A 24483-nucleotide genomic window follows, 5' to 3' on the forward strand; every position below is an offset into this window, starting at 1 on the left:
TGGACGGGAACGCAAGGGAGGATTGAAAAATGAGGACTATTCTAGTGGCGATAGGGGCCCACTATGTTCATATCAATCTGGCAGTGTATGCATTGAAGGCCTGCTGTGACGGCGATGTGGAAGCATTGGAATTTAACATCAATCAGCAACCCCATTGGGTTCTGCGGGAGCTGGCAGCCCGTCGGCCGGACGTGGTGGTTTTTTCCTGTTATATCTGGAACATTGAGTTTGTCCACAGGGTGGCGGCCGATTTAAAGGAGATTTTGCCAGGGGTGCGCATTGTGCTGGGTGGGCCGGAGGTGTCCTACGACGCTAAGGATGTGGTGGAACAGTGGACTTTTGTGGATGTGATCCTGTGCGGGGAGGGGGAACACAGCCTTCCTCTGGTCCTGGAACGCATGGTGGCAGGGGAGGATCTGCATGGCATTCCCGGAGCGGTGTGGAGTGAAAACGGACAAGCGGTAGGAGACGACACTTGTGCCATAGTCGAGGACTGGGCATCCATACCGCCGGTGGATTTCAGCGGCGTTCCGGGGCTGAGGAGGCGCATCGCTTACTATGAATCTTCCCGGGGATGCCCCTTTTCCTGCGGATACTGCCTGTCTGGAAGCGCCAAAGGCGTGCGGTTTTTGCCTATGGATCGGGTCAAAGAGGATTTGACAAAACTGGTAACCTTAGGGGTACCCCTTGTCAAATTTGTAGACCGCACCTTTAATGCCAATCCCAGACGGGCTTCTCAGCTGGTGCGGTGGATCTTGGACAACACAGGCTCCACCCATTTTCACTTTGAGGTGGCGGCCGATCTGCTGGACGACGAGATGATGGATTTGTTGTGTACCGCTCCAGCGGGAAAACTCCAGGTGGAAGCGGGCGTGCAGTCGTGCTACGAGCCCACGTTGCAGACCGTCTCCCGCGTCACCGATTTGGAGGAGCTGGGGAGACGTGTCAAGACCCTGATCCAGGGTGGACGGATACACGTCCATCTGGATTTGATCGCAGGACTTCCGCTGGAGGATTATACCACCTTCGGACAATCCTTTGACCAGGTATATTCATTGCGACCCCACGCCCTTCAGTTGGGATTTTTAAAGTTGCTCAAGGGATCACGGCTGCGCCGTGACGCGCAGGAACTGGGGCTGGTAGGGCGGGACTACGCTCCATGGGAGATTCTGCACACTCGGGAACTAAGCGGTTGGGATTTGCTTCATCTCAAGGGGATTGAGGAGATGTGCGAACGGTATTATAATTCCGGTCACGCCCTTAGATCCCTGGAATACTTGCTCAAAACGGTGGACAAAAGCGCCTTTGGCCTGTTTGAGAAGTTAGAGGCATTCTGTTCCAGCCGGGGGACGTTGACGCGGCCTTTGTCCCTTACAAATCAGATGGAGGAACTGCTCTGTTTTGGCAGGGAACATCTGGAGGGGGACTGCTACCGTATCCTGCGGGCGAAGGTGGCCGCCGACTGTATGGCAAACGGAGGAAAGGGAAAGGTGCCGGGAGCGTGTGAGGCCGACGAGATGCCCGGCCCATTGGGACCGAGGCTTCGGCAACTGGTGGAAGCTGGGATCATCACAAAGGAACAGCATCGTCTTGGACAATTTGCATGGCTGCCGGCCGATCCGGAAAAAGAGAAGGGCGGTCTGGTTCTGGCGATGGCATGGGACGGTGAGAAAGAGATTCTCAGCGGACGCCGCAAGGTGACTATTTTACCGTCGAAAGAAGAGGGATAGAGAAGAATCTCTTGGAAAAAGAGGGAAACTCCTTTACTTTTGTGCGATGATATATTACAATGGTACTAAAATGAGTGACGCTGTTTTTATGCGGCGGATTCTAGAAGAAAAAGGCTTTTTCCGTGGGGGAAAGCCGGATGGAGGAGTAAAACATGAAAGCGAAAAAGTTGATTTCAGCTCTGTTGGCTTTGGCGGTAGTGGCTTCGGCTGTGGCACTGTCCAGCTGCGGCGGCGACAGCCAGTCTTCCCAGACAGCGGCCGGCGGAGAGAAAAAAGATACTATCGTCGTAGGCTTGGACGATCAGTTCCCGCCCATGGGTTACCGGGATGACGACGGCAACTTAGTGGGTTTTGACATCGATATTGCCACTGAGACCTTTGAAAGAATGGGGATGGAAGTCAAGCTCCAGCCCATCGACTGGAAGGTCAAAGAGCAGGAATTGAACGCTGAGACGGTGGACTGTCTGTGGAACGGCTATACCATTACCGACAGCCGCAAAGAAGAGGTTCTGTTCTCGGATGCATACATGAAGAACCGTCAGATTATCGTGGTAATGGCCGATTCGGAGGTCAACTCCATGGATGATCTGAGCGGCAAAAAGCTGGCGCTGCAGTCGGAATCCAGCGCGTCCGACGCTTTGGACAGCGTTCCGGATTTCAAAAACAGCCTGGAAGAAGTGCTCCTGTTTGACGACAACAACAAGGCTTTGATGGATCTGGAATCGGGCGGAGCCGACGGCGTCCTGATCGACGAAGTGGTGGCCCGCTACTATACGAAGAAAGATGCTTCCAAATACCGCATTTTAGACGATTCCCTGGCCGATGAAGAATACGGCGTAGGCTTCCGCAAATCCGATGAGGAGCTGCGGGACAAGGTTAACGAGACCTTTAAAGAGATGAAAGAGGACGGTACTTTAGCTGAAATTTCTGAAAAATGGTTTGGCGAGGATATCACCACCATCCAGTAAGGATCGGGTCAGCATCGTTGTGAAAAGAACTGAGCTTGGAGATTGGGGACATGGTTTCATGTGTCTCCAATCTCCATTGTCTGAGATGAAATTGTTTAAAAGGTGAGGGAACCTATGAATGACCTGCTGAGTTTAAGTCTCCAGCTGCTGGAGGGCTTTGGATGGACGTTAGCCATCTTTTTCCTGACGCTGCTGTTTGCGCTGCCGTTGGGTATGCCGCTTGCCATGGGCCGTATGTCCAAGCATAAGTGGATCAGCAAACCGGTAGAATTTATTTTGCTGGTGGTGCGCGGTACGCCGCTGATGCTGCAATTGATCTTTGTGTATTTTGCACCTTTTTACCTGTTTGGCATGCCGCTGGGGAATTACCGATTTCCAGCCACCATCATTGCCTTCTCCATCAACTATTCCTGCTACTTTGCCGAGATTTACCGCGGCGGATTGGAGTCCATCCCGGTGGGGCAGCATGAGGCGGCCGAAGTGCTGGGATTCTCCAAGCGTCAGACATTTTTCCGCATCGTACTGCCCCAAGTGCTTAAACGCATTGTACCCCCTATGGGCAATGAGGTCATCACTTTGGTCAAGGATACGGCGTTGGCCCAGACCATCGCCATTATGGAACTGTTCCGAGTGGCTCAGGCTGCCGCTGCCAGCCGTACGTCCTTAGTCCCGCTGGTCATGGCAGGCGTCTTTTATCTGGTGGCCAGCTTCCTGATCACGAGGGCATTTAATTGGGCGGAACGCAAGATGTCCTATTACCATTAAGGAGGGCGGACAAATGGCTGTTTTAACGGTAAAAAACGCAAAAAAATCCTTTGGGGAGAACCACGTCTTAAACGACATCTCCTTTGAAGTGGGAAAAGGAGAAGTCATCGCCATCATCGGACCTTCCGGATCGGGCAAATCCACCTTGCTGCGGTGCTGTACCATTTTGGAGCATCTGGACGGCGGCCTCATTCAATATTCCGGGGATGTGCTGTGCAAAGACGGGAAGTACGGTGACAAAGAACAAATGCAAAACATCCGGAAGAAATTTGGACTTGTGTTCCAGAACTTCAATTTGTTCCCTCACTTTTCCGTACTGCGCAACGTGACAGAAGCCCCTATCCGCGTAGCCGGCATGGATCGGCAGAAGGCCGAAGCCCATGGAAGGGAATTGCTTCACAAAATGGGGCTTTCGGAAAAAGAGAATGCCTATCCATGCGAATTGTCGGGAGGACAGCAGCAGCGTGTGGCCATTGCCAGAGCCATGGCGCTGGATCCGGACATTCTGTTTTTTGACGAACCAACCTCGGCATTGGATCCGGAATTGACAGGGGAGATCCTCAAGGTCATGCGGGAACTGGCGGAGGAACATATGACCATGGTGGTGGTCACCCATGAGATGGGCTTTGCAAGAGATGTAGCCGACCGGGTGATCTTCATGGACAAAGGATATATCGTAGAGCAGGGAGATCCCAAAGTGGTGATCGATCATCCGGAGAACGAAAGAACCCGTCTGTTTTTACAGCGTTTTGCTCAAGACGGGGTCTCTTCCTCAAAAGAAGGAGAACCTGCATAAGATACATTTAACGATAGGATACAAAAAGCCTGTGGCCTTAAACTATGGCCACAGGCTTTTTTGTTATCGATAGGCTGTATTTCTCACGAGGGATTCCTATTTTGAGACCAGGTATAAATTGTTTTCCACCAATTCGTCAGAAGCGCCAGAATTACTTGTAAACAGTGTCTTAATGGTATGGAAAGATGTTCTGTGTTTAATCTCCTGCAAAATCTTGTCGTTGTCCATATATGCTTTGATGCACAGAATATAGGAATCCTCCTGGTTGAGTTCCTGGTTATAGATGAGATGATCCAGCTCATTCCAAGCGGCGTTTAGGATGAGCGTTTTCTGATAGATCATCATTTCTGGGATACTTCTCATATGGGTAAAATAGTTGTCGTTGATAAAAACAAAGGACTTTTCTTTGTTTTGCTGGGCGATTTCCAGACAAGCGCGATAGTCCTCATATAAGAATTTTGGCTTTGACCATACCATTCCGTTGATGACCAACAGGATGGATACAGCCGTCATAATAACGCTTTGGTATTTCAGATGCAACAACTCGTCCGCCCCATAGAAAAGCGTCATGACGATAAAGGGAAGAACCGGCATAATATAGCGAAGTTCTTGAAACGAGGTCAATTTTACAGTGACCAGGAAAAAGACGATGCCGGGCAGCATCATGAGCAAAAGGACAAAACGTTTTTCTGAACTTGTGCGCCACAACGCCGTTACGATAAGGGCAAGGAAGAGAATTGCGGCCAAGTAGAACAAGGATTCCGATACTGTAAAAGAATACGCCAGATGTTTCAAATACGCCAGGAAATTGCTCCAATAATTGCTGTTTGCCAGATTGGAAAGCCCCCGGTCGCTATTTAGTAGATGATCGATACAAGGAGGGAACAATAAGATTCCCGCCGCGCCGTATAGGACATGGGAGATGATATACTTCCTGACGCTAATCCACTTTTTCTCCTGGATCATCTTCACGAGCAGGATGAGAAATAGGACCGCCGCAAAAATCGCAAAGAAGTACTGGGTTAAAAAGCTGAGCACAGTCACAATCCCCAGACAAACGGTCCGTTTTTTATTTAATACAAAGCCGCTTTGATAAAGGCCTATGCTATGATAAAAATACAGCAGAATAAAAAGGGTTAGGGTCATGTACATTCGCTGGTACAGTACCATGGAAATCGTACCCATCGAAAGCCCGTAGAGGATGAGAACCGCAGCCGTTAGGTTCGACTTACCAAGCAGTTTTAGGATCCTTGTTATGACAAAGCAGCTTCCCAGGAATGCAAGGAGATTGACGAGAAAGACACAATATTTTGTGAATCCCCCGCCCAATAACATGGCAGAACCATGCACTAGCAGATAGAAAAACGGCGGATGATTGTCCAGACTCTGATTGTGATAGATGGCTCCCAGATTAAAATAATTGTCTTTGGCCAAGGTCATAAAGTCCGTGACGTATTCCCTTGTTTTCCAAACAGGATTATTGTGTTCGGTTAAGATATCGCTGTCGTAGGGCATCATCAGGCCGTTGTCGGGATTGACAGCCAACAAGATGCTGTATACTTCATCCTCATGGAAGCCGATTTTTTGCGTCTGATAATAAAAAATAACGCTGCAAATTACCAAAATAAGAAGGACAATGATCCCTTTCCCATTGATGTATTTGTTTATCTTCATGCCTCACTCCATTCAAAGGGATCCCGTTATGCGTAGGGGGGATCGTCGTATTTTTCTGCATAAAAAGGGAATGCCGTTTTAACGCCGGCATTTTAAGTGGGAATATTTTACTGTGCGTTTTCATCCTTTTGCGTCAAATCCTTTGGAGAAACGATACTTTGATTGGGGAGCCCGTCTGAGAAGGAAAGGCAATGGGTGAGATCGCAGTAGGAACTTCCCGCAGGACGGCTGTCAAAAGCATCCATCAGGCCCAGGGCTTCTTTTACCGACCGGTCAAAAAGATCAAAGAAACTTTCCTCCCGATCTGTTTCTTGGCCGGGAGCACGCCAAATAGCATGCTCTAAATTGGCATAGTCGTAATCATCCGGCTCCATGAGTGGACGGATGTGGGAAGAGATCAGAGGGCCTTTGCATAAAATCCGTTCCAGCATCTGGAATGCAGGACGCTTAAAACTGGTACTATCGTGAAGGATCCCCATGCAGGTGCGTGCATCGTGGACGGCCTGTGTCAAACAGGCAGGGGATTCATCCACCTGATAGAGTTCACGCAGCAAGTAGGCGTACAGTTCTCCCACCTGATTCCACAGCGCAGGGGATTTGGGGATGACCTGTTTGAGGGGGAAATCCACAGGAGCGATGCCCTTTTCCCGGCGGAGCAGAATGACATCCAAAAGCGTCTCTAAGTAAGAGTGGATCAGAGGTTTTGACATAGCTTTGGGCTGACTTGACCACCATTCCACGCCCGACAAAATAAAGGGATGAGCTGTCCGGTCCAGGGAGTAATGGCATAGAAAACCCAAACAGTAGGAAAGGATGACGTCATGATTTTCCGGATGGTCCTCTAGATATTGACGCATCTTCTGGAGGATGAGGCATGCATGGGTGCGGTGCAATGCCGAGCCGTAGCGAAAGAGCGGGGTGCCTTTTCGCATGGGAAGGCGATGGAAAAACAAGAAATCGGGTCCTTGAGATCCCAGGAGAAAAGCGTCTTTTACAACAGACGATCCGTCCCATTGTTTCAGTACCGTCTCAGCCATGAGGGTATGGGAAATAGCAGCCGGCATAGGCTCACTCCTTTTGAGAAAGGTTTGGAATAAAATTGCGCCACTGTTCGTCCGGATGATGTATGCCCATCTGTTCCAGAAGACGGCGCATATCATCCGGGAGGGGCGCAGTCAGATGGATCCATTGGCCCGAGACTGGATGGATCAGTCCCACGGCCCCGCAGTGGAGGGCGTGACGTCCGATTCCATCCCCGCCTGGACCATACATAGTATCTCCCGCCAAGGGATGGCCTATGTGAGCCATGTGGGCGCGGATCTGGTGGGTGCGCCCGGTTTCGATGCGCACGCCTAAAAGCGTCTTGCCGCGCCCTACCGCAAGACTTTCCCAATGGGTAACGGCATTTTGTCCGCCTTCCCCCACTTCCCGCTGGATGGAGTGTCCCTCTTTGATGCGAAGGGGAAGGTCGATGGTGCCGTCCCCTTGCAATTCACCGAGACAGATAGCCAAATACCATTTTTTGATCTGTCCATTTAAAAGATGAGCGGCATGGGTATGCTTGGCCAGCACCATGATGCCGGAGGTATCCCGGTCCAGACGGCCGACAGGACGGAAGGCACCCTCCTCACCGTGCTCTTTCCGATAGGCTGCCGCCGCACCCAACAGAGTATTGTCTTCCCTACCGGCCGAGGGATGCACTGCCATACCGGCAGGTTTGTCCACAATAAGAAGATGCGCGTCCTCAAAAAGGACGCGCAAATCTCCACTGCCCATGGGCTGGGCTGTTTTTGTATCGGGGGGAAGGCGGAGTTCCACCACCTGCCCAACGTGGACAGGATCAATGGTACGGATCAACCGACCGCCCATGGTCATACCCATAGGCACGTGCTTGAGCCGCACCACCAAACGATAAGATACCCCGCACCGGCCCCGTAAAAAAGTCTTGAGACGCATGCCGTCGCATTCTGCTGGGACAGGGAAACGAAGCACTGTCCCAGAGCATTCCTTGGTACAATCCGGCATGAAAGTTCTCCTTTTTCCGTTCTATTTTGAATGTTCTTTATTTGCACACTTCGACCGACCAGCCAAAGGGATCCTTGGTGCGGCCCCACTGGATAGCAGTCAATTCATCGTACAGGCGCTGGGAGACCGGACCAATCTTGCCGCCGCCGATTTCCATCTTTTTGGTATCGCCCCAGTCCAGGAAGCCGATGGGGGAGATGACGGCAGCCGTACCGGTGCCGAAGGCTTCTTCCAGTTTGCCGGCGTCGTAGGCTTCAGCCAGCTCGTCGATGGAGATGCGGCGTTCGGTGACCTTAAGGCCCCAGCTGTGCATCAGTTCGATGGCCGATTTCCGGGTGATGCCGCCCAGGATAGAACCATCCAAAGAGGGGGTGATGATCTCGCCGTCGATTTTGAAAAAGACGTTCATAGTACCGACTTCTTCAATGTAACGGCGCTCCACACCGTCCAGCCACAGCACCTGAGTATAGTGTTTTTCCTCAGCTTCGGACTGGGCTTTCAGGGAAGCGGAATAGTTGCCGGCGGTTTTGGTGAAGCCGGTGCCGCCGCGGACAGAACGGACATACTTGGTTTCCACATAAATGCTCACCGGGTTGAGGCCCTCGGGATAATAGGCGCCCACCGGGGAAGCGATGACGATAAAGTAATAATGCTTGCCGGAATGCACGCCCAGATGGGGATCGATGGCAATGATAAAGGGACGCAGATAGAGGGAGGTATCCTTGGAATGAGGAACCCAATCCTTCTCCACGCGGAGGAATTCCTTCAGGTATTCCACCATTTTATCCTCGTCCACCGGCGGGATGCACAGGCGGTCGTTGGACAGATTGAGGCGGGCGAAGTTCTGCTCCGGGCGGAACAGGAGGATACGGCCATCCTCAGCGCGATAGGCCTTCATGCCCTCAAAGACCTCCTGGCCGTAATGCAGGCACATAGCGGCAGGATCCAATGCGAGAGGGCCGTAAGGGACGATACGGGCATCATGCCAGCCTTGGCCTTCGTCGTAGTCCATCATCAGCATATGGTCGGTAAAGAGATCGCCGAACTTCAGTTTGGATTCATCGGCCGGCTTGGCCTTGGGATGATCGGTCAATTGAATGGTTAAATCGGACATACAAACTCCTTCTTTCACCAAATAGATACAAGAAACTAACGTTAAAATTATACCAGTCCTCCTACAGAAATTCAAGACGATGCTGTAAGTGAAAGCGATAAAAATTACAATTTAAGGGATTCTTTTGTCTGAAAGCCTAAAAGACGTCGAAAAATGGTAGATGATAGAGAACAGATCCCTTGGGATTTACGCGTCCATTTTACCATATCAGACGTCAGACAGCGTAGGAAAAGAGGTTTATTGTAGGATGTAGCGAAAGAAAGGAATGATTGTTGTGAATAAGATAGATGTTGTCAATAATTAATTGACTATTATAAATTGGCGTTGTATAATAACAAATAAGGAATATTGTGCCCTTGTTTAAACAATTTGCTTGATAAAAACCAAAAGTTTTTATTCTGCCAATAGAATTAGGGTTGGACTTTTTAATCAAAAAGAGTAAGAGAGTGTTGTAAATGGTACATGTGAATGTGGGCAGTATCAATAGTGAGACGATGAAAGCCCTCAATCTCAAGATTGTATTTGACTATATTCGGCGGCATGAGCCAACCTCTCGCAGGGATATTGCTGAATATGGTGGATTGACCGTAGCGTCTGTTTCTAAGATCACCGGTAAACTGATTGAAAAAGGGCTGGTTGTGGAGACGGGTGAAGGGCAGTCGGTAGGCGGACGCAAACCGGCTATGTTGGGGATCAATGCAAACTGCCGCTATGCGGTGGGTATCGATTTGACGGCTGAATACATCAAGCTGGTGATTACCAACTTTAAAGCACAAGTTATTTATGAGCTGCACAGCGATACCCAATTGGAGCGGGGAAAGGAATACGTCCTCCACCGTTTGTGCACCCTTATTTTACAGTCCATTGAGGAATCGGGGATTGATAAGGAGAAACTCATCGGGATTGGCCTGGTATCGGCTGGACCTTGTGATCATGAGAAGGGCAGTATGCAAAGCCCGCCCAATTTCCCAGGATGGGATAACGTCAAGATCCGGGACTACATTCAGGAAAACACCGGTTTCCCCACCTTCTTTGACAAAGATGCTGTAGCAGCGGTCATGGCGGAATACTGGTTTGGCGTGGCATCGGAATGCAGCAGTGTGTTTGCCTGTCTTATCAACCAGTCTGGATTTGGCGGCGGCCTCATTGCCAACGGTCAAATTTTCCGGGGATACAACGACGGTGCCTGCGAAATCGGCCATACTATCATCGATGTCCACGGAGCGAAATGCGCATGCGGCAATTATGGATGTTTGGAAACGTTGGTCAACGGCTCGCTGATTGTCAAGGAAGTCACAGATAAGCTGAAACTAGGGAATCGATCGGTTCTTTCCCAGCTCGACAATTATGATAAAATCACCTTGGCTGCCATTCTTCAGGCAGTAAAAAACGGAGATCCTTTGTGCCGGTCGGTCATCGACAAAACAGCCGACTATATCAGTGCCGGCATTCAAAACGTCGCCACTATTTATTCGCCGGAGATCATTGTCTTATCCGGCAACATGCTTTGGAACTGCGATTATTTGATTCAGACTGTTATTTCTAAAGTTCAGAAGAGGAAGGGCAATAAATTCATCAAGAGCATGACGGTGGTAGGGGGCACCTTTGGAGAGAATCAATGTGCCTTAGGCGGGGTAGCCTTGGTGCTGGAGAACTTTTATAAAGAAATTTCCATTGAGGAATAACTTCATTTATAACACTTATTTTGATATCCTTCTACAAAGGGAAAGGGCTGTCTTTATCGGACGGCCCTTTCCCTTTGTGTAATTTATCAACCAAATCGTTTTTTTAAAGCATGCTGCGTAACGGGGCATACTAAGAGTAAGACAAAAGCCTGAGCCAGAAGAAAAAGGATGGGACCCCATCCCTCGTCATCAAAGGGCAGGAAGGAAAGGGGAAGAAAGACACATGCATCCAACACTCCGGAGATCACCCATACCTTTCCTGCATAACGCTGGGCAAAATCCCAAGATTCCTGATTTTGCATAGAACGTTTGGTACGGTATCCAATGAGGCCGTTGATGTTTTTGGGTGGACATTTCCAAAGGAACAATCCACCTCCTACCATAGCTATTGCAAAAATAGCTGTAAAAAGCAGGGGGATCCAGTTTGGCATTCTTACCACTCCTTCATTATCTAACATCACAGGACATTATAAGACCTCTTTTTGAAAGTTACAAGCCAAAGAGAAAAACTTTTTATTGCTTTTTAAGGGACGAAGGCCAGCCGCTAAAGTAGAGATAAACGAAGAGCGGATGTGGTTATTTTTATTATTTTTGCTTTTCAATATGGAATAGTTCTGGTATAATTACGAAAAAGGGGAATTCTTATTTTGATGAGGTGATAGTATGCTCAAACAATATAGTAAGCCTGAACGGCCCGATAAAGAGTCCTTTACAAAACGTCTGAAACAGGCCCGTGAAAAACTAGCCGCTCAACAGATGATGCTGAAGCAGCGCAACCTGCCTGTGCTCGTATTGGTAGAAGGATGGGGCGCTGCAGGAAAAGGCGGCGCCATTGGACGAGTCATCCATAATCTGGATCCCCGCTTTTTTAAGGTAAAGACCATGAAATCCCCCAGCGTGGAGGAACAGCGCTATCCCTTCTTACACCGTTTTTTCCAGGAGATCCCCAAAGCAGGACAGTTTGTCTTTTTGGATTCGGGGTGGATGGATGAGATTTGCCGGCAGCGGTTCCATGGGAAAATGGACGATGCCCAATATGATGCCCGTATTTCCAGCGTCAAGCGATTTGAACGCCAGCTAACCGACAATGGATATCTGCTGGTGAAACTGTTTTTCCACATCAGCCGCAAGGAACAAGAGAAACGCATTGCCAATCTGCTCGCCGATAAGGATACCGCCTGGCGTATCAGCGACAGCGACAAATGGCAAAATAAACACTACAATAAATGTCTGGAAGTATTTGACCGTTATCTTCAGGACACCGATATTCCGGACGCCCCTTGGTATATCGTCGATGCAAAAGAACGCCATTGGGCGGAGCTTCAGATGCTGGAACGTCTGTGTACCGGCATTGATACCGCCATGCAAAATGAAAGCTTGGCAGTACAGTTGCTGCAAAATAGTTTCCCACTTTCCAAGGTGCCGCTTTTGTCGGAAGTATCGCTCGATAAATCCATTGATCCAGCGGAATACAAGGCGACGCTGGATATTTTACAAAAAAAGCTCTACGGGCTGCACTATAGGCTGTATCGGAAACGGGTTCCCGTGGTCATCTGTTATGAAGGATGGGATGCAGCGGGAAAGGGAGGCAATATCAAGCGGGTCACAGAAGCCTTGGATGCACGAGGTTTTGAGGTGCATCCCATTGCAAGCCCTGATCCTCAGGAAAAAGCCCGCCATTATTTATGGAGGTTCTGGACCCGTCTGCCCAAAACAGGCCATATCGCCATCTTTGACCGCACGTGGTACGGCAGGGTGATGGTAGAACGTCTGGAGGGCTTTTGCAGCACCAATGACTGGCAGCGGGCTTACTATGAGATCAATGAATTTGAAAAGGAGCTCACCGATTGGGGTGCAGTGGTGATTAAATTCTGGGTGCAGATCGATAAGCAAACCCAATTGGAACGGTTTGAGGAAAGGCAGAATACACCGGAAAAACAGTGGAAGATCACAGAGGAAGACTGGCGTAACCGGGAAAAATGGGATGAATATGAAGTGGCTATCAATGAGATGCTGCAAAAGACAAGTACAACCTATGCGCCATGGCATATCCTGGAGTCGGTGGACAAAAAATACGCCCGTATCAAGGCACTGCGGATCATCATCGATGCCTTAGAAAAAGCCCTGGATTGAGGGACAGTCGATTTAAAAACAGGTATGAAAAAAGAGCTGGAATAAAATCTCCAGCTCTTTTTTCATGTTCACAATTTATTTGGATCTAAAGCAATCCACAGCCGGAAGACGACAATGCCATGGAGCTTTCTCCTCAAATAATAGTCTTAACCCCAAGTTGGGTTACAGATAATTGGCGGGATTAACTTTTGTACCGTTCTGGATAATCTCAAAATGGCAGTGGTTACCAGTTGCGAAACCGGTGGCGCCTACAGCAGCGATAACCTGACCCTGGCTCACTGTTTGGCCGGAGGAGACCTTTAAACTGCTGCAATGGGCGTAACGAGTTTTATAGCCGTTACCGTGGTTGATCAGCACACAGTAACCGTAAGAACCCTTCCATCCGGCAAATTCCACCGTACCGCTGGCCGAGGCATAAATACTGGTACCGTAAGGTGCGGCAATGTCCATGGCCTCATGGACTTTACCCCAGCGGTAGCCAAAGGAACTGGATACCCGTCCGCCGTTGACCGGCCATTGGAAACCGATACTTGTCCGGGCGCTTGCTTCGGAAGAACGGTCCACTTCCACTTGTTTTTCCATGGTGCCGATTTCAATTTTTTCATCCACAGGAGCTTTCAGAAGGGTAGTGGCCGTAACCGAACGGGAAACCTCTTGTCCGTTGATTGTTACCACCTGATAATCCACTTGTTCCTGTCCTTTTTCTCCCGCCTGGAGAACGGTAGATTCTCCTTCCTCTTTGTGGGAATTTTCTACTGTCTGACTTTCGTAGTCCAGCTCATGGATCACCGATTCTACCGAGATAACCTCCACTCCCAAAAGGGGCTGTTCATCGGCAATGACGACATTCTGGCCATCTTGGAAGGAACTCTCTTCCGTCAAAGTGGGATTGAGTTCCACAAGTTCGATAGGTTCCAAACCGAATTTTTCCGAGACGCTTGCCACAGTATCACCTTCTGCGGCGTGATACACCTGTTCTTTTTCCACAGGAGAGGTCAAATCTTCTTTGATCTCCTCTGCCGATACAACGTCATCCGAAGGATAAAGCCCTTCTTTGACGGTGACTTGTTCCGTAAAATTGGCTTCGGCCTGTTCATTTCCCTCTGTATAGGAGTCTAAAATCTCATTTAAAACCTGATTGGCAGTGTCGGTATCGTCCACCGCGCCTACAAATTGGTCTTCCACAAAGAGTCCACTGGCGGTTTGAACCTGGCCTTCCATATTATCCAAAAATGCTTCGGCCAACTGAGAATTGTCCATAACGTCTTCATTTCTCACAAGAGTCAGCTTATACTCAAGATTCTCTGGAAGCTGCAAATGACCATTGACATCCACCACCGACGATTGGGCCTGTGCCAAAGCCTGCTCCACCACCACTTTATCTTCTACATAGCCGATGGTTTCACCATTGCATTCCAGCGCCAAGGCAAAACTGGCGCCGCTCCAGAAATTCACTACCGATACCAATGCAACCAGCGCCACCGTGGGGATGGCTATATTAAAGAAAGAAGCAACCACGCCCCTGTGACGCTTGACTCCCTTAGCCGAAACGTGGGCAAATGCAGGGACAACCTTAAGGGGATGCTTTTGCCAAGCCTTTTTAAGTTCGTGAAAAGCGATGCGAAATCCTTCGGCAATGCGTTTGCATTCCGCTTTGGTGCGGTGAGAAGTCTTACTAAGAGCATTAGAGATAGCTTGTCTACTATATTGAATAAGCCGTTGTGAACGGTCGATAATCTGAATTTTTATCCCTTTTATTTTTGATACATTAGAATCAGAAGAAGGGTCCTTTTTAAGAGACATCCTTTCACCTCGTCGTGTAATTTTAAAAAGCAAAGGTTACAAATGTGTAACAACATATTCTTATTATACCAAAAGGTTACAAGATTGCAACACTTCGGTTACAAAACAAGCAAACTTTGTAATGTTACGACACCTTCCACCAATTCTTTTAGCGAAAATATCCAACAGAATTTGAATATTTTTTGAAATCTAACGGTGATAAAAAATACAATTTCAGTAAATGTTATAATCTGCCAGTAATCTTATGAGAGATCTTGACAAGACACGCTGTTTTACCTATAATAAAAAGACAGTTGATTTAGTAAGCTGGTGTGGCGAAATCGGCAGACGCAAGGGACTTAAAATCCCTCGATGGCAACATCGTACCGGTTCAAGTCCGGTCACCAGCACCACCAGGCTGAGTCTGGACGCACATCGCGTTCCGGGCTCGGTTTTTTATTTTGTCTGTCCACTCGCGTTTGTAGCAGGTATCTTTTTTAGAAGAAAATCAAAATGAGAAGACCACAAGAGGCCTAGTGAAATAGGCGTTCATGCTGGACTCGTAGATGAGACCTTGTCAGACAAACCTCCGTTGTCCGGTTTTGCGAGAAGAACAGTTTGGAGGATAGATCGTCTCTCAATATGCGAACACAAAAAGGGACCTGCCGGCGTAAAGCGGACAGGTCCTTTTCTTTTAGGGTTAATAGAGATGAAACACCGGTCAAACAGACAGATCCGCTATCATCTTAGCTGATTTTTTAGACCACCAGCGATAATACACAAGTCCCGTAATATCCGCCAGAACCCAGCCGATGGGGATGGCCCACCAGATACCCGGTAATCCGATGGCGGGAATAGGGGCCAACACGTAGGCGAGGATCACGCGAGTGCCCAGCGAGATCACCGTCAACACAACCGAGATCCCGGGTTTTCCTACACCGCGATACAATCCATATAATAGGAATAAGCAGCCGATACCCGCATAACACATACCCTCGATGCGCAGATACTGGGCGCCGATGGCAATCACTTCGGTTTCGCCCGGCTGTACGAACAGCAACATCCATTGCTGTGCAAAAAGGCATACTGCCAGTGAGATAATGATACAGAACACCAGTGCGGCGATAACAGCGGCGCGGATGCCTTTTTGGATGCGCTTATGTTGCCCGGCGCCGAAGTTCTGAGCGATAAAGGTGGAGAAGGCATTGCCAAAGTCCTGTACCGGCATATAAGCAAAGGAATCGATTTTGACCGCGGCGGCAAAAGCAGCCATCACCGCCACGCCAAAGCTGTTGACAAGTCCTTGAATCAGCAAGATGCCGAAATTCATGATGGACTGCTGGACACAAGTTAAAAAGGAATACTGGGCGATGTGTTTCAGAAGGCCTTTGTCAAAACGGAAGTGATGGCGCTTAAGATGTAAAAGAGGGACTTTCCGAAAACTGTAGAGCATAATCCCTGCCGCTGAGACCGCCTGTGAAATAATAGTCGCCCATGCCGCGCCGGCGACCCCCATATGGAACCAAAGGATAAACCCCAGATCCAGAACGATATTAAGGATAGCCGATATGGCCAAAAAGATAAGGGGCATAGTGGAATTGCCAATCGCACGGAGAAGAGAGGCAAAGTAATTATAAAGAAAGGTGAAAAGGATACCATAAAAGATGACCTGGAGATATTCTTTGGTCTGGCCTAAAATATCACCGGGGATTTGCAATACTGCAAGCAGAGGATCGATACAAAGAATCACCGCGACATTGATGATCAAAGCAGTGACGCCGATGAGAGTAAAGGAGAGGACAATGCTTTTTTTTAAATCCTCCTCCCGTTTGGCGCCGAAGAGCATGGAGAAAAAAGCGCCGCTGCCCATGGAAAGCCCCAGCAGAATGGAAGTCAAAAACACCATTAAGGTAAAAGAAGAACCCACAGCCGCCAGTGCATCGGAACCCAGGTACCGTCCTACAATTAAAGTATCCGCAATATTATAAAGCTGCTGCAGCAGATTGCCGGCGATCATCGGTCCGGCGAACAGCAGCATGGAGGACATCACATTGCCCTTGGTCAAATCTCTCTGCACAGGTTACCACTCCACTTCTTCTTTCTTTTACAACGAAGACGTTTTTAATGGTACCATCTCACGATAGGAAAGGCAAGGGCAGACGGCATTTTCCCACAGCAAACTTATTTCGTTTTTCAAAAGATCACAAGTATAAAATAAAAATATCCAACTATTCACTTTTTTAATATAACGTAAAAAACAGAAGCATATTTGGATGGGAAATAGATGCTTTGCCGGAAAATGGCAGCCAGTTTTATTGTTTATCAATAAAACGAAAAGATAAAATAGGGTAAGGAAGGAAAACAAAACCGCTATAGGAGGCAAATACCTAGCTTTTTCTGTTTAATTTTCAAGAGGATGTGATATAATAGATATAAACGTGCTGTAACCTGAGGTTACAAAGTTTTCCCTTGAATTTTGGTGGATCGATGCTATAATACTTATGGTCAATCATCAAAGGGGTGTTCATTCATTGGATAAATTTGTTATTACCGGTGGAAATCCGTTAATTGGTGAAGTTTCTATCAGCGGCGCCAAAAACGCTGCAGTCGCAATCATCCCGGCGGCTTTGTTGTCGGATGGCGTATGCCGCATTGAGAATATACCAAACATAAGCGATGTTTCGATGATTATCCGCATTCTGCATGAATTGGGTGCGGGAATTAAAATGATTAATAAGAGTACCATTGAAATCGACGCCCGTCATATTACCACTACAGAAGTGCCTTATGAGATGGCCCGCCGTATGCGCGCCTCTTATTATATGATCGGCGCTTTGCTGGGACGGTTCAAACAGGCGAGGGTTTCCATGCCCGGTGGCTGTGATTTCGGTGTACGTCCCATTGATCAGCATTTAAAGGGATTTGCCGCTTTGGGTGCTGAAGTCAGTCTGGACCAAGGTATGGTGGATGCTCATGCCGATGAATTGGTGGGCAACCAGATTTATCTGGATGTGCTTTCAGTAGGTGCGACCATCAATATTATGCTGGCCGCTACCAAGGCAAAGGGGTTGACGATTTTAGAGAATGCAGCCAGGGAACCGCACATTGTGGATCTGGCCAATTTCCTCAACTCTATGGGGGCTGACATCCGCGGCGCCGGTACCGACGTGATCAAGATCCGGGGCGTGGATCATTTGAATGGCACCACGTATTCCATTATCCCCGATCAGATAGAAGCGGGCACTTATATGGCTGCTGCCGCCGCTACAAAAGGCGATGTACTGATTAAGAATGTAATTCCCAAACATCTGGAATCCATTACAGCAAAATTGTTGGAAATGGGCGTCCAGGTGGAAGAATACGACGATTCCATCCGCGTCAGCCGTTCTGGGGATTTGATGCGGTGCAATATTAAAACAATGCCTCATCCCGGTTTCCCCACCGATATGCAGCCCCAGTTTGCAGTGCTGCTGGCCATGGCAAAGGGGACAAGCATTGTCACCGAAGGCGTTTGGGACAATCGTTTCCGCTACGTGGAGGAACTCCGCCGTATGGGAGCCAGTGTGCAGGTGGACGGTAAAGTGGCTGTATTCGAAGGGGTCGAAGAGCTTCGGGCCGCTCCTATTAAAGCCACAGACCTCCGCGCAGGGGCAGCTTTGATGATTGCAGCTTTGGCGGCCAATGGTGTCACTGAGCTGGAGGAGATTTATCACATCGACCGTGGGTATGAAGATATTGAAGAAAAGCTGCGGGCGTTGGGAGCCGATATCCGCCGGGTCACGATGCCTGGAGCGGCAGTGGCAAAGGCTCAATAAGGATGAGCACAACCGCTGTTTAAAAAATTGAATTAAAAGAAAAAGAGTGAAACACCTGGACAAAGGAAATGTGGTCCAGGTGTTTTTTGCGTGTGTGGATCCGACAAAATTTGACTTTAAGGGACAATTTCTCTATACTTAGGGCATTGAAACCGAGTAAGGAAGTGGAAGCCTTTATGTCGCGCATTTGTACCCTGTTCAGCGGGAGCAGTGGGAACTGCACCTACCTCGCCTCCCAGGAGGGAGGGATCCTCATTGACGCCGGCGTCAGTGCCCGGTCCATCCAGCGGGCGCTGGAGGATCGGGACATTGATCCTAAAACCATCCGTGCGGTGTTTGTCACCCACGAGCATACCGATCATGTGGCGGGACTGCGGGTGTTTTGTTCCCGCTTCGGATGCAAGGTGTACTCTTCCCCCGGGACGCTTGCAGCATTAGAAGAGAAGGGTATGCTGCAGAAGGTGGATTCCAGCTGTATTGGGGAAGAAACGGTGGAAGCGGCGGGAATGGCGGTGCGTCCTTTTCCCATTTCCCATGATTGCGCCCAGGGGTATGGCTACCGCATCCACATGCCGGATGGACGCAAGGTGGCGGTGGCCACCGATACCGGCGTCATGACCGATGGGGTACGGGAGGCTGTCCATGGCTGTGACTTGGTGGTCATTGAGTCCAATCATGACGTCCGGATGCTGCAAAACGGACGGTATCCCTATTATTTGAAACGCCGCATCCTTTCCCAAACAGGGCATCTCTCCAATGACGATTGTGCGGTGGAGTTGGTAGAATTGGTGCGCAGTGGGACGACTCGGTTGATCCTGGCCCATCTGAGCCGGGAAAATAACGTCCCGGAACTGGCCTATGAGACGGCAAAATCCTTTTTGACCAGCGTGGGAATGCGCCAAGGGACGGATTACCTCTTATCGGTGGCGCCCAAGGCGAGTGACCAAAAGGTGATGGTGTTTTAAATATAGGTTGGTATCAAAGGGGAGAGAGGTTTGTTCAAGATCACAGTTGCCTGTGTGGGCAAGTTGAAGGAATCCTACTGGCGGGAAGCCGTGGCGGAATATCAAAAAAGACTAGGCGCTTACTGTTCGCTAGACGTTGTGGAAGTCGAGGAAGCGCCTGTCCCACAAAAGGCGTCGTCTGCTCAGATCGAGGCGGCACTGGATGCCGAGGGCAAACGTCTTCTCGCCAAGGTGCCGGTGGGAGCGGCTCTTTGCAGCCTGTGCATCGAGGGGAAAGAAATGGGATCGGAACCCTTTTCCAGGTGGATAGGTGATATCCAAGTGCGGGGTATCAGCCATATCGTGCTGGCCATCGGTGGATCATGGGGATTATCTCCGCAGGTGAAAAAGGCGTCGGTGTTGCGGCTTTCCATGTCTCCCATGACCTTTCCCCATCAGCTGGCGCGGGTCATGCTGCTGGAACAGCTCTATCGGGCATTTCAAATCCTGTCCGGCGGGAAGTACCATAAATAGCTTCGGTTGAATCCGGACACCAAGTGTGCTACACTATATTTATTGTGATAAATCAAAAAAGCGCTGTCTTGAGCGGTGCGTATGGAGGTCATTATGCAATATACATTTGCCGATCGTATTTCATCATTGCAACCGTCGGCCATTCGTGAAATCCTAAAGTTCACAGCCGACCCCACCGTTATTTCCTTTGCCGCCGGTAATCCGGCTCCCGAGGCATTCCCGGTGAAGGAAGTAGCTGAGATTTCATCTAGAATTTTTGCCGAGCGTCCCATTGATGCCCTGCAATACAGCATCACCGAAGGATATACTCCTTTGCGGGATCGCATGAAAAACTTTATGCGGGATCGGTACAACTCCTATCGCGACTTTGATGAACTCATCGTTACATCCGGCGCCCAGCAGGTCATGGAACTGACCACCAAAGCGTTGTGTAACGAAGGGGATACCATTATTTGTGAAGCCCCCAGCTTTATTGGATCTCTCAACGCCTTCCGGTCCTTTGGAGTAAAGCTGCGCGGCGTGCCGGTGGAGAGCGACGGCATTGACATCGCCCAGCTTGAAGAGGCCCTGAAAGAGGAGAAAAAGGCGAAGTTTATCTACGTCATCCCAAATTTCCAGAATCCGTCAGGCGTCACCATGTCGCTAGAGAAACGTAAAGCAGTGTATGACCTGGCGGGCAAATACGGCGTCATGATCCTGGAGGACAATCCCTACGGCGAATTGCGCGTCAAGGGTGAGAACATCCCCACCATCAAATCAATGGATATTGATGGCCGCGTTATCTACGCCGGTACCTTCTCCAAGGTGCTGTCCCCGGGTATCCGTGTGGGCTATGCTGTCGCGCCGTCGCCGGTGATCCAGAAGATGGTGGTGTGCAAACAGGTCACCGACGTCCATACCAATATCTTCGGCCAGATGCTTGCCGATGAATTTATGGCGAACTACGATTTTGACGCCCATCTGGAAAAGATCCGAGGGATCTATCGCAACAAGATGGGCCTGATGCTGGATCTGATGAAGCAACATCTGCCGGGCAGCGTCACCTGGAACGAGCCGGAAGGCGGTCTGTTTATTTGGTGTACCCTCCCAGAGGGGGCCGATATGCTGGGTTTCTGTAAGGAGGCGGTGGAGACTTATCGCGTAGCCGTCGTCCCGGGGACAGCCTTCCTCACCGACGAATCGGCGCCGTGTAGTTCCTTCCGCCTCAACTTCTCCACCCCCACCGATCAGCAACTGGTCGAGGGTATGGAAAAATTGGGCAAAGCGGCCGCCAAATATCTTACCGTTTGATGATATAGGAGGGAAAGAACATGGATCAGACTGGAAAACCTCAGGAAGAGAAAAAGATTATATTTTCCGGCGTCCAGCCCAGCGGACAATTGACGTTGGGCAACTATTTGGGCGCCTTGAAAAATTGGGTGGATTTGCAGGATGACTATCGCTGCATCTACTCGGTGGTGGATCTGCACGCCATCACCGTGCGCCAGGAACCGGCCAAGCTGCGCCGCCAGATTCTGGAGACCTACGCCCTGCTGCTTGCCTGCGGCGTGGATCCGCAAAAGAGCCTGTTGTTTATCCAAAGCCAGGTTTCTACCCATGCGGAATTGGCATGGATTCTCAATTGCTATACCCAGTTTGGTGAACTGTCCCGCATGACACAGTTTAAGGATAAATCGGCCCGCCATGCCGACAACGTCAATGCAGGACTTTTCACCTATCCGTCCTTGATGGCGGCCGACATTCTGCTGTACCAGGCCGATCTGGTACCGGTAGGAGCCGATCAAAAACAGCATCTGGAATTGAGCCGTGACATCGCCACCCGTATGAACGGCCTGTATAACAACGTCTTTACCGTACCGGAACCCTATATTCCTAAGGCGGGTGCACGTGTCATGTCCTTGCAGGATCCCACCAAGAAGATGTCCAAGTCGGATGAAAACGTCAACGCTTATGTGGCCATCCTGGATAAGCCCGACGACATCATGCGCAAATTCAAAAGAGCCGTCACCGATTCCGAGGCAAAAGTATGCCGCGGAGAGGGCAAGGATGGTGTCAACAATCTTATCGGTATTTATGCCGCTGTCACCGGCAAGACTGAAGAACAGGTGGAAGCGGAGTTTGAAGGCAAAGGATACGGAGATTTTAAGGCCGCAGTTGGTGAAGCTGTGGTGGAAACGCTGCGTCCTGTGCGTGAAAAGTTCGAGCAATACATGGGGGATAAGGCATTTTTGGAGCAATGTTACCGTGAAGGAGCCGAAAAAGCCTATGCCGTCAGCCGACGTACTCTCGGCAAAGTCCAGCGCAAAATCGGCTTCCTTTCCCGCTAATCTCCTAGAAACAGGAAATCCGACTGTTCCCGACGGCAAAAGACAATTGCTGTCGGGAACTTTTTTTGTGAATAAAGGACTAATGTAAAGGTTTATGAAAAAAAGTGTAAAAAAGCGTTGACACATAAGCGTAAAAGTGATATTATAAATGAGCGCCATTCAGCCGGGGCAAAAAGACAGAGGGTGAATGAAGCGCGGATGCACCTTGAAAATTAAACAACGCCAAGAGGAAAACGACCCTTGAGATTCTTGAGAGTGAAGCTACGGTTTTGCTTGAGAGCGCGGGCACAGCGCGAAAAAAGAGTGCTATTTAATGAGCAGACGAAGAACTGTTCTGAAATAGGTTAAAACAGCTTAGGCTGTATTAATACCATATTTTAGAGAGTTTGATCCTGGCTCAGGACGAACGCTGGCGGCGTGCCTAACACATGCAAGTCGAACGGACGAGAAGGTGCTTGCACCTTCAAGTTAGTGGCGGACGGGTGAGTAACGCGTGAGCAACCTGCCTCAAAGAGGGGGATAACGTCTGGAAACGGACGCTAATACCGCATGACGTATTCGATAGGCATCTATTGGATACCAAAGGAGCAATCCGCTTTGAGATGGGCTCGCGTCTGATTAGCTAGTTGGTGGGGTAAAGGCCTACCAAGGCGACGATCAGTAGCCGGACTGAGAGGTTGAACGGCCACATTGGGACTGAGACACGGCCCAGACTCCTACGGGAGGCAGCAGTGGGGGATATTGCACAATGGGGGAAACCCTGATGCAGCAACGCCGCGTGAAGGAAGACGGTTTTCGGATTGTAAACTTCTGTTCTTAGTGACGATAATGACGGTAGCTAAGGAGAAAGCTCCGGCTAACTACGTGCCAGCAGCCGCGGTAATACGTAGGGAGCGAGCGTTGTCCGGAATTACTGGGTGTAAAGGGAGCGTAGGCGGGAGATCAAGTCAGATGTGAAAACTATGGGCTCAACCCATAACCTGCATTTGAAACTGGTTTTCTTGAGTGAAGTAGAGGCAGGCGGAATTCCGAGTGTAGCGGTGAAATGCGTAGATATTCGGAGGAACACCAGTGGCGAAGGCGGCCTGCTGGGCTTTTACTGACGCTGAGGCTCGAAAGCATGGGGAGCAAACAGGATTAGATACCCTGGTAGTCCATGCCGTAAACGATGATTACTAGGTGTGGGGTGGCTGACCCATTCCGTGCCGGAGTTAACACAATAAGTAATCCACCTGGGGAGTACGGCCGCAAGGTTGAAACTCAAAGGAATTGACGGGGGCCCGCACAAGCAGTGGAGTATGTGGTTTAATTCGAAGCAACGCGAAGAACCTTACCAGGTCTTGACATCCGACTAACGAAGTAGAGATACATTAGGTGCCCTTCGGGGAAAGTCGAGACAGGTGGTGCATGGTTGTCGTCAGCTCGTGTCGTGAGATGTTGGGTTAAGTCCCGCAACGAGCGCAACCCTTGTCATTAGTTGCTACGCAAGAGCACTCTAATGAGACTGCCGTTGACAAAACGGAGGAAGGTGGGGACGACGTCAAATCATCATGCCCCTTATGACCTGGGCTACACACGTACTACAATGGCCGTTAACAGAGGGAAGCAATACTGTGAAGTGGAGCAAACCCCTAAAAACGGTCCCAGTTCAGATTGCAGGCTGCAACCCGCCTGCATGAAGTCGGAATTGCTAGTAATCGCGGATCAGCATGCCGCGGTGAATACGTTCCCGGGCCTTGTACACACCGCCCGTCACACCATGGGAGCCGGTAATACCCGAAGTCGGTAGTCTAACCGCAAGGAGGACGCCGCCGAAGGTAGGATTGGCGACTGGGGTGAAGTCGTAACAAGGTAGCCGTATCGGAAGGTGCGGCTGGATCACCTCCTTTCTAAGGAGACTCGTTCTTGAAAGATAGAACAGACTCTAGGTCAGCAAGGGACGAAGAACTCAGAAGCGTTGTTTAATTTTGAGGGTGCAAACCTTCAAGGGGAGACGGTGCCGAACGGCACTTTCTGCTTGAAAATGGGGGTGTAGCTCAGTTGGGAGAGCACCTGCCTTGCAAGCAGGGGGTCGACAGTTCGAATCTGTTCATCTCCACCACCAGTTGCACTGGAGGCACGTCGCATACCAAGATTGCTCAATGAGTAAGCTTTAGGACATGCGAATCACGGGCGTCCACTAGACTGGAAT

18 protein-coding genes, 2 tRNA genes and 1 rRNA gene are annotated in these 24483 nt (G+C 49.6%); 14 read left to right on the plus strand and 7 right to left on the minus strand.

The features are described 5' to 3' along the window. Positions 1–29 precede the first annotated feature (29 nt). The 4 genes from C12CBH8_RS03240 (at position 30) to C12CBH8_RS03255 (ending at position 4259) form a co-directional block, all read left to right on the plus strand. Positions 30–1730, plus strand: a complete 1701-nt coding sequence (locus C12CBH8_RS03240) for a B12-binding domain-containing radical SAM protein (protein WP_215533526.1) — start codon at positions 30–32, stop codon at positions 1728–1730. A gap of 152 nt (positions 1731–1882) precedes the next feature. Beyond that, complete coding sequence (locus C12CBH8_RS03245) at positions 1883–2698, plus strand: amino acid ABC transporter substrate-binding protein (protein ID WP_099323471.1); 816 nt, start codon at positions 1883–1885, stop codon at positions 2696–2698. A gap of 114 nt (positions 2699–2812) precedes the next feature. Further along, positions 2813–3463: an amino acid ABC transporter permease gene (locus C12CBH8_RS03250; protein ID WP_090266472.1), complete on the plus strand. Its 651-nt coding sequence runs from the start codon at positions 2813–2815 to the stop codon at positions 3461–3463. Between the two features lie 13 nt (positions 3464–3476). After that, entirely contained in the window at positions 3477–4259 is a 783-nt protein-coding gene (locus tag C12CBH8_RS03255; RefSeq protein WP_215533527.1) for an amino acid ABC transporter ATP-binding protein, read from the plus strand. A 96-nt stretch (positions 4260–4355) separates the two neighbouring features. Here C12CBH8_RS03255 and C12CBH8_RS03260 read toward each other — a convergent pair whose 3' ends face one another. From C12CBH8_RS03260 to C12CBH8_RS03275, 4 genes are all read right to left on the minus strand, one after another. After that, positions 4356–5933: a glycosyltransferase family 39 protein gene (locus tag C12CBH8_RS03260; RefSeq protein ID WP_215533528.1), complete on the minus strand. Its 1578-nt coding sequence runs from the start codon at positions 5931–5933 to the stop codon at positions 4356–4358. Positions 5934–6040: 107 nt separating this feature from the next. Beyond that, positions 6041–6997 (minus strand): zinc dependent phospholipase C family protein, encoded by a 957-nt coding sequence (locus C12CBH8_RS03265; RefSeq protein WP_215533529.1) that lies wholly within the window; start codon positions 6995–6997, stop codon positions 6041–6043. Positions 6998–7001: 4 nt separating this feature from the next. Continuing rightward, a complete protein-coding gene (locus tag C12CBH8_RS03270; protein WP_215533530.1) occupies positions 7002–7958 on the minus strand; it encodes an RluA family pseudouridine synthase in 957 nt (318 codons plus the stop codon). Positions 7959–7995: 37 nt separating this feature from the next. Continuing rightward, positions 7996–9072, minus strand: coding sequence for a branched-chain amino acid aminotransferase (locus tag C12CBH8_RS03275; protein ID WP_215533531.1), 1077 nt, complete (start codon positions 9070–9072; stop codon positions 7996–7998). 455 nt (positions 9073–9527) lie between these two features. On the opposite strand from C12CBH8_RS03275, the gene C12CBH8_RS03280 reads away from it, so the two are divergent. Continuing rightward, positions 9528–10757 (plus strand): ROK family transcriptional regulator, encoded by a 1230-nt coding sequence (locus tag C12CBH8_RS03280; protein WP_215533532.1) that lies wholly within the window; start codon positions 9528–9530, stop codon positions 10755–10757. Between the two features lie 86 nt (positions 10758–10843). Here C12CBH8_RS03280 and C12CBH8_RS03285 read toward each other — a convergent pair whose 3' ends face one another. Further along, complete coding sequence (locus tag C12CBH8_RS03285; RefSeq protein WP_159461293.1) at positions 10844–11188, minus strand: SdpI family protein; 345 nt, start codon at positions 11186–11188, stop codon at positions 10844–10846. A gap of 232 nt (positions 11189–11420) precedes the next feature. Here C12CBH8_RS03285 and pap point away from each other — a divergent pair, with 232 nt between their 5' ends. Beyond that, positions 11421–12890 carry a polyphosphate:AMP phosphotransferase gene (gene pap / locus C12CBH8_RS03290; protein ID WP_215533533.1) on the plus strand — a complete coding sequence of 490 codons (1470 nt, stop codon included), beginning with the start codon at positions 11421–11423 and terminating at the stop codon, positions 12888–12890. A 162-nt stretch (positions 12891–13052) separates the two neighbouring features. On the opposite strand, the gene C12CBH8_RS03295 is transcribed toward pap, so the two are convergent. Then, positions 13053–14693 (minus strand): M23 family metallopeptidase, encoded by a 1641-nt coding sequence (locus C12CBH8_RS03295; RefSeq protein WP_215533534.1) that lies wholly within the window; start codon positions 14691–14693, stop codon positions 13053–13055. 305 nt (positions 14694–14998) lie between these two features. Here C12CBH8_RS03295 and C12CBH8_RS03300 point away from each other — a divergent pair. Beyond that, positions 14999–15085: transfer RNA gene (locus tag C12CBH8_RS03300), tRNA-Leu, on the plus strand. A 308-nt stretch (positions 15086–15393) separates the two neighbouring features. Here the strand turns inward: C12CBH8_RS03300 and C12CBH8_RS03305 are convergent. After that, complete coding sequence (locus C12CBH8_RS03305; RefSeq protein WP_090266512.1) at positions 15394–16719, minus strand: MATE family efflux transporter; 1326 nt, start codon at positions 16717–16719, stop codon at positions 15394–15396. A gap of 484 nt (positions 16720–17203) precedes the next feature. Between C12CBH8_RS03305 and C12CBH8_RS03310 the strand changes: the two genes are divergently transcribed. The 7 genes from C12CBH8_RS03310 to C12CBH8_RS03340 all read left to right on the plus strand — a co-directional run bounded on the left by C12CBH8_RS03310 (position 17204) and on the right by C12CBH8_RS03340 (position 24393). After that, positions 17204–18487: a UDP-N-acetylglucosamine 1-carboxyvinyltransferase gene (locus tag C12CBH8_RS03310; protein ID WP_090266495.1), complete on the plus strand. Its 1284-nt coding sequence runs from the start codon at positions 17204–17206 to the stop codon at positions 18485–18487. Positions 18488–18663: 176 nt separating this feature from the next. After that, complete coding sequence (locus C12CBH8_RS03315; protein ID WP_215533535.1) at positions 18664–19452, plus strand: MBL fold metallo-hydrolase; 789 nt, start codon at positions 18664–18666, stop codon at positions 19450–19452. Positions 19453–19482: 30 nt separating this feature from the next. Beyond that, on the plus strand, positions 19483–19965 hold the full coding sequence (gene rlmH, locus C12CBH8_RS03320; RefSeq protein ID WP_090266500.1) for a 23S rRNA (pseudouridine(1915)-N(3))-methyltransferase RlmH: 483 nt from the start codon (positions 19483–19485) through the stop codon (positions 19963–19965). A gap of 93 nt (positions 19966–20058) precedes the next feature. Beyond that, positions 20059–21255: an aminotransferase-like domain-containing protein gene (locus tag C12CBH8_RS03325; RefSeq protein WP_215533536.1), complete on the plus strand. Its 1197-nt coding sequence runs from the start codon at positions 20059–20061 to the stop codon at positions 21253–21255. 20 nt (positions 21256–21275) lie between these two features. Next, entirely contained in the window at positions 21276–22292 is a 1017-nt protein-coding gene (trpS, locus tag C12CBH8_RS03330) for a tryptophan--tRNA ligase (protein WP_215533537.1), read from the plus strand. A gap of 374 nt (positions 22293–22666) precedes the next feature. Continuing rightward, positions 22667–24181 (plus strand): 16S ribosomal RNA (locus tag C12CBH8_RS03335). A gap of 136 nt (positions 24182–24317) precedes the next feature. Then, a tRNA-Ala gene (locus C12CBH8_RS03340) sits at positions 24318–24393 on the plus strand. The last annotated feature ends 90 nt before the right edge of the window (positions 24394–24483 follow it).

This window comes from Solibaculum mannosilyticum (assembly GCF_015140235.1).
GTDB lineage: Bacteria > Bacillota > Clostridia > Oscillospirales > Acutalibacteraceae > Solibaculum > Solibaculum mannosilyticum.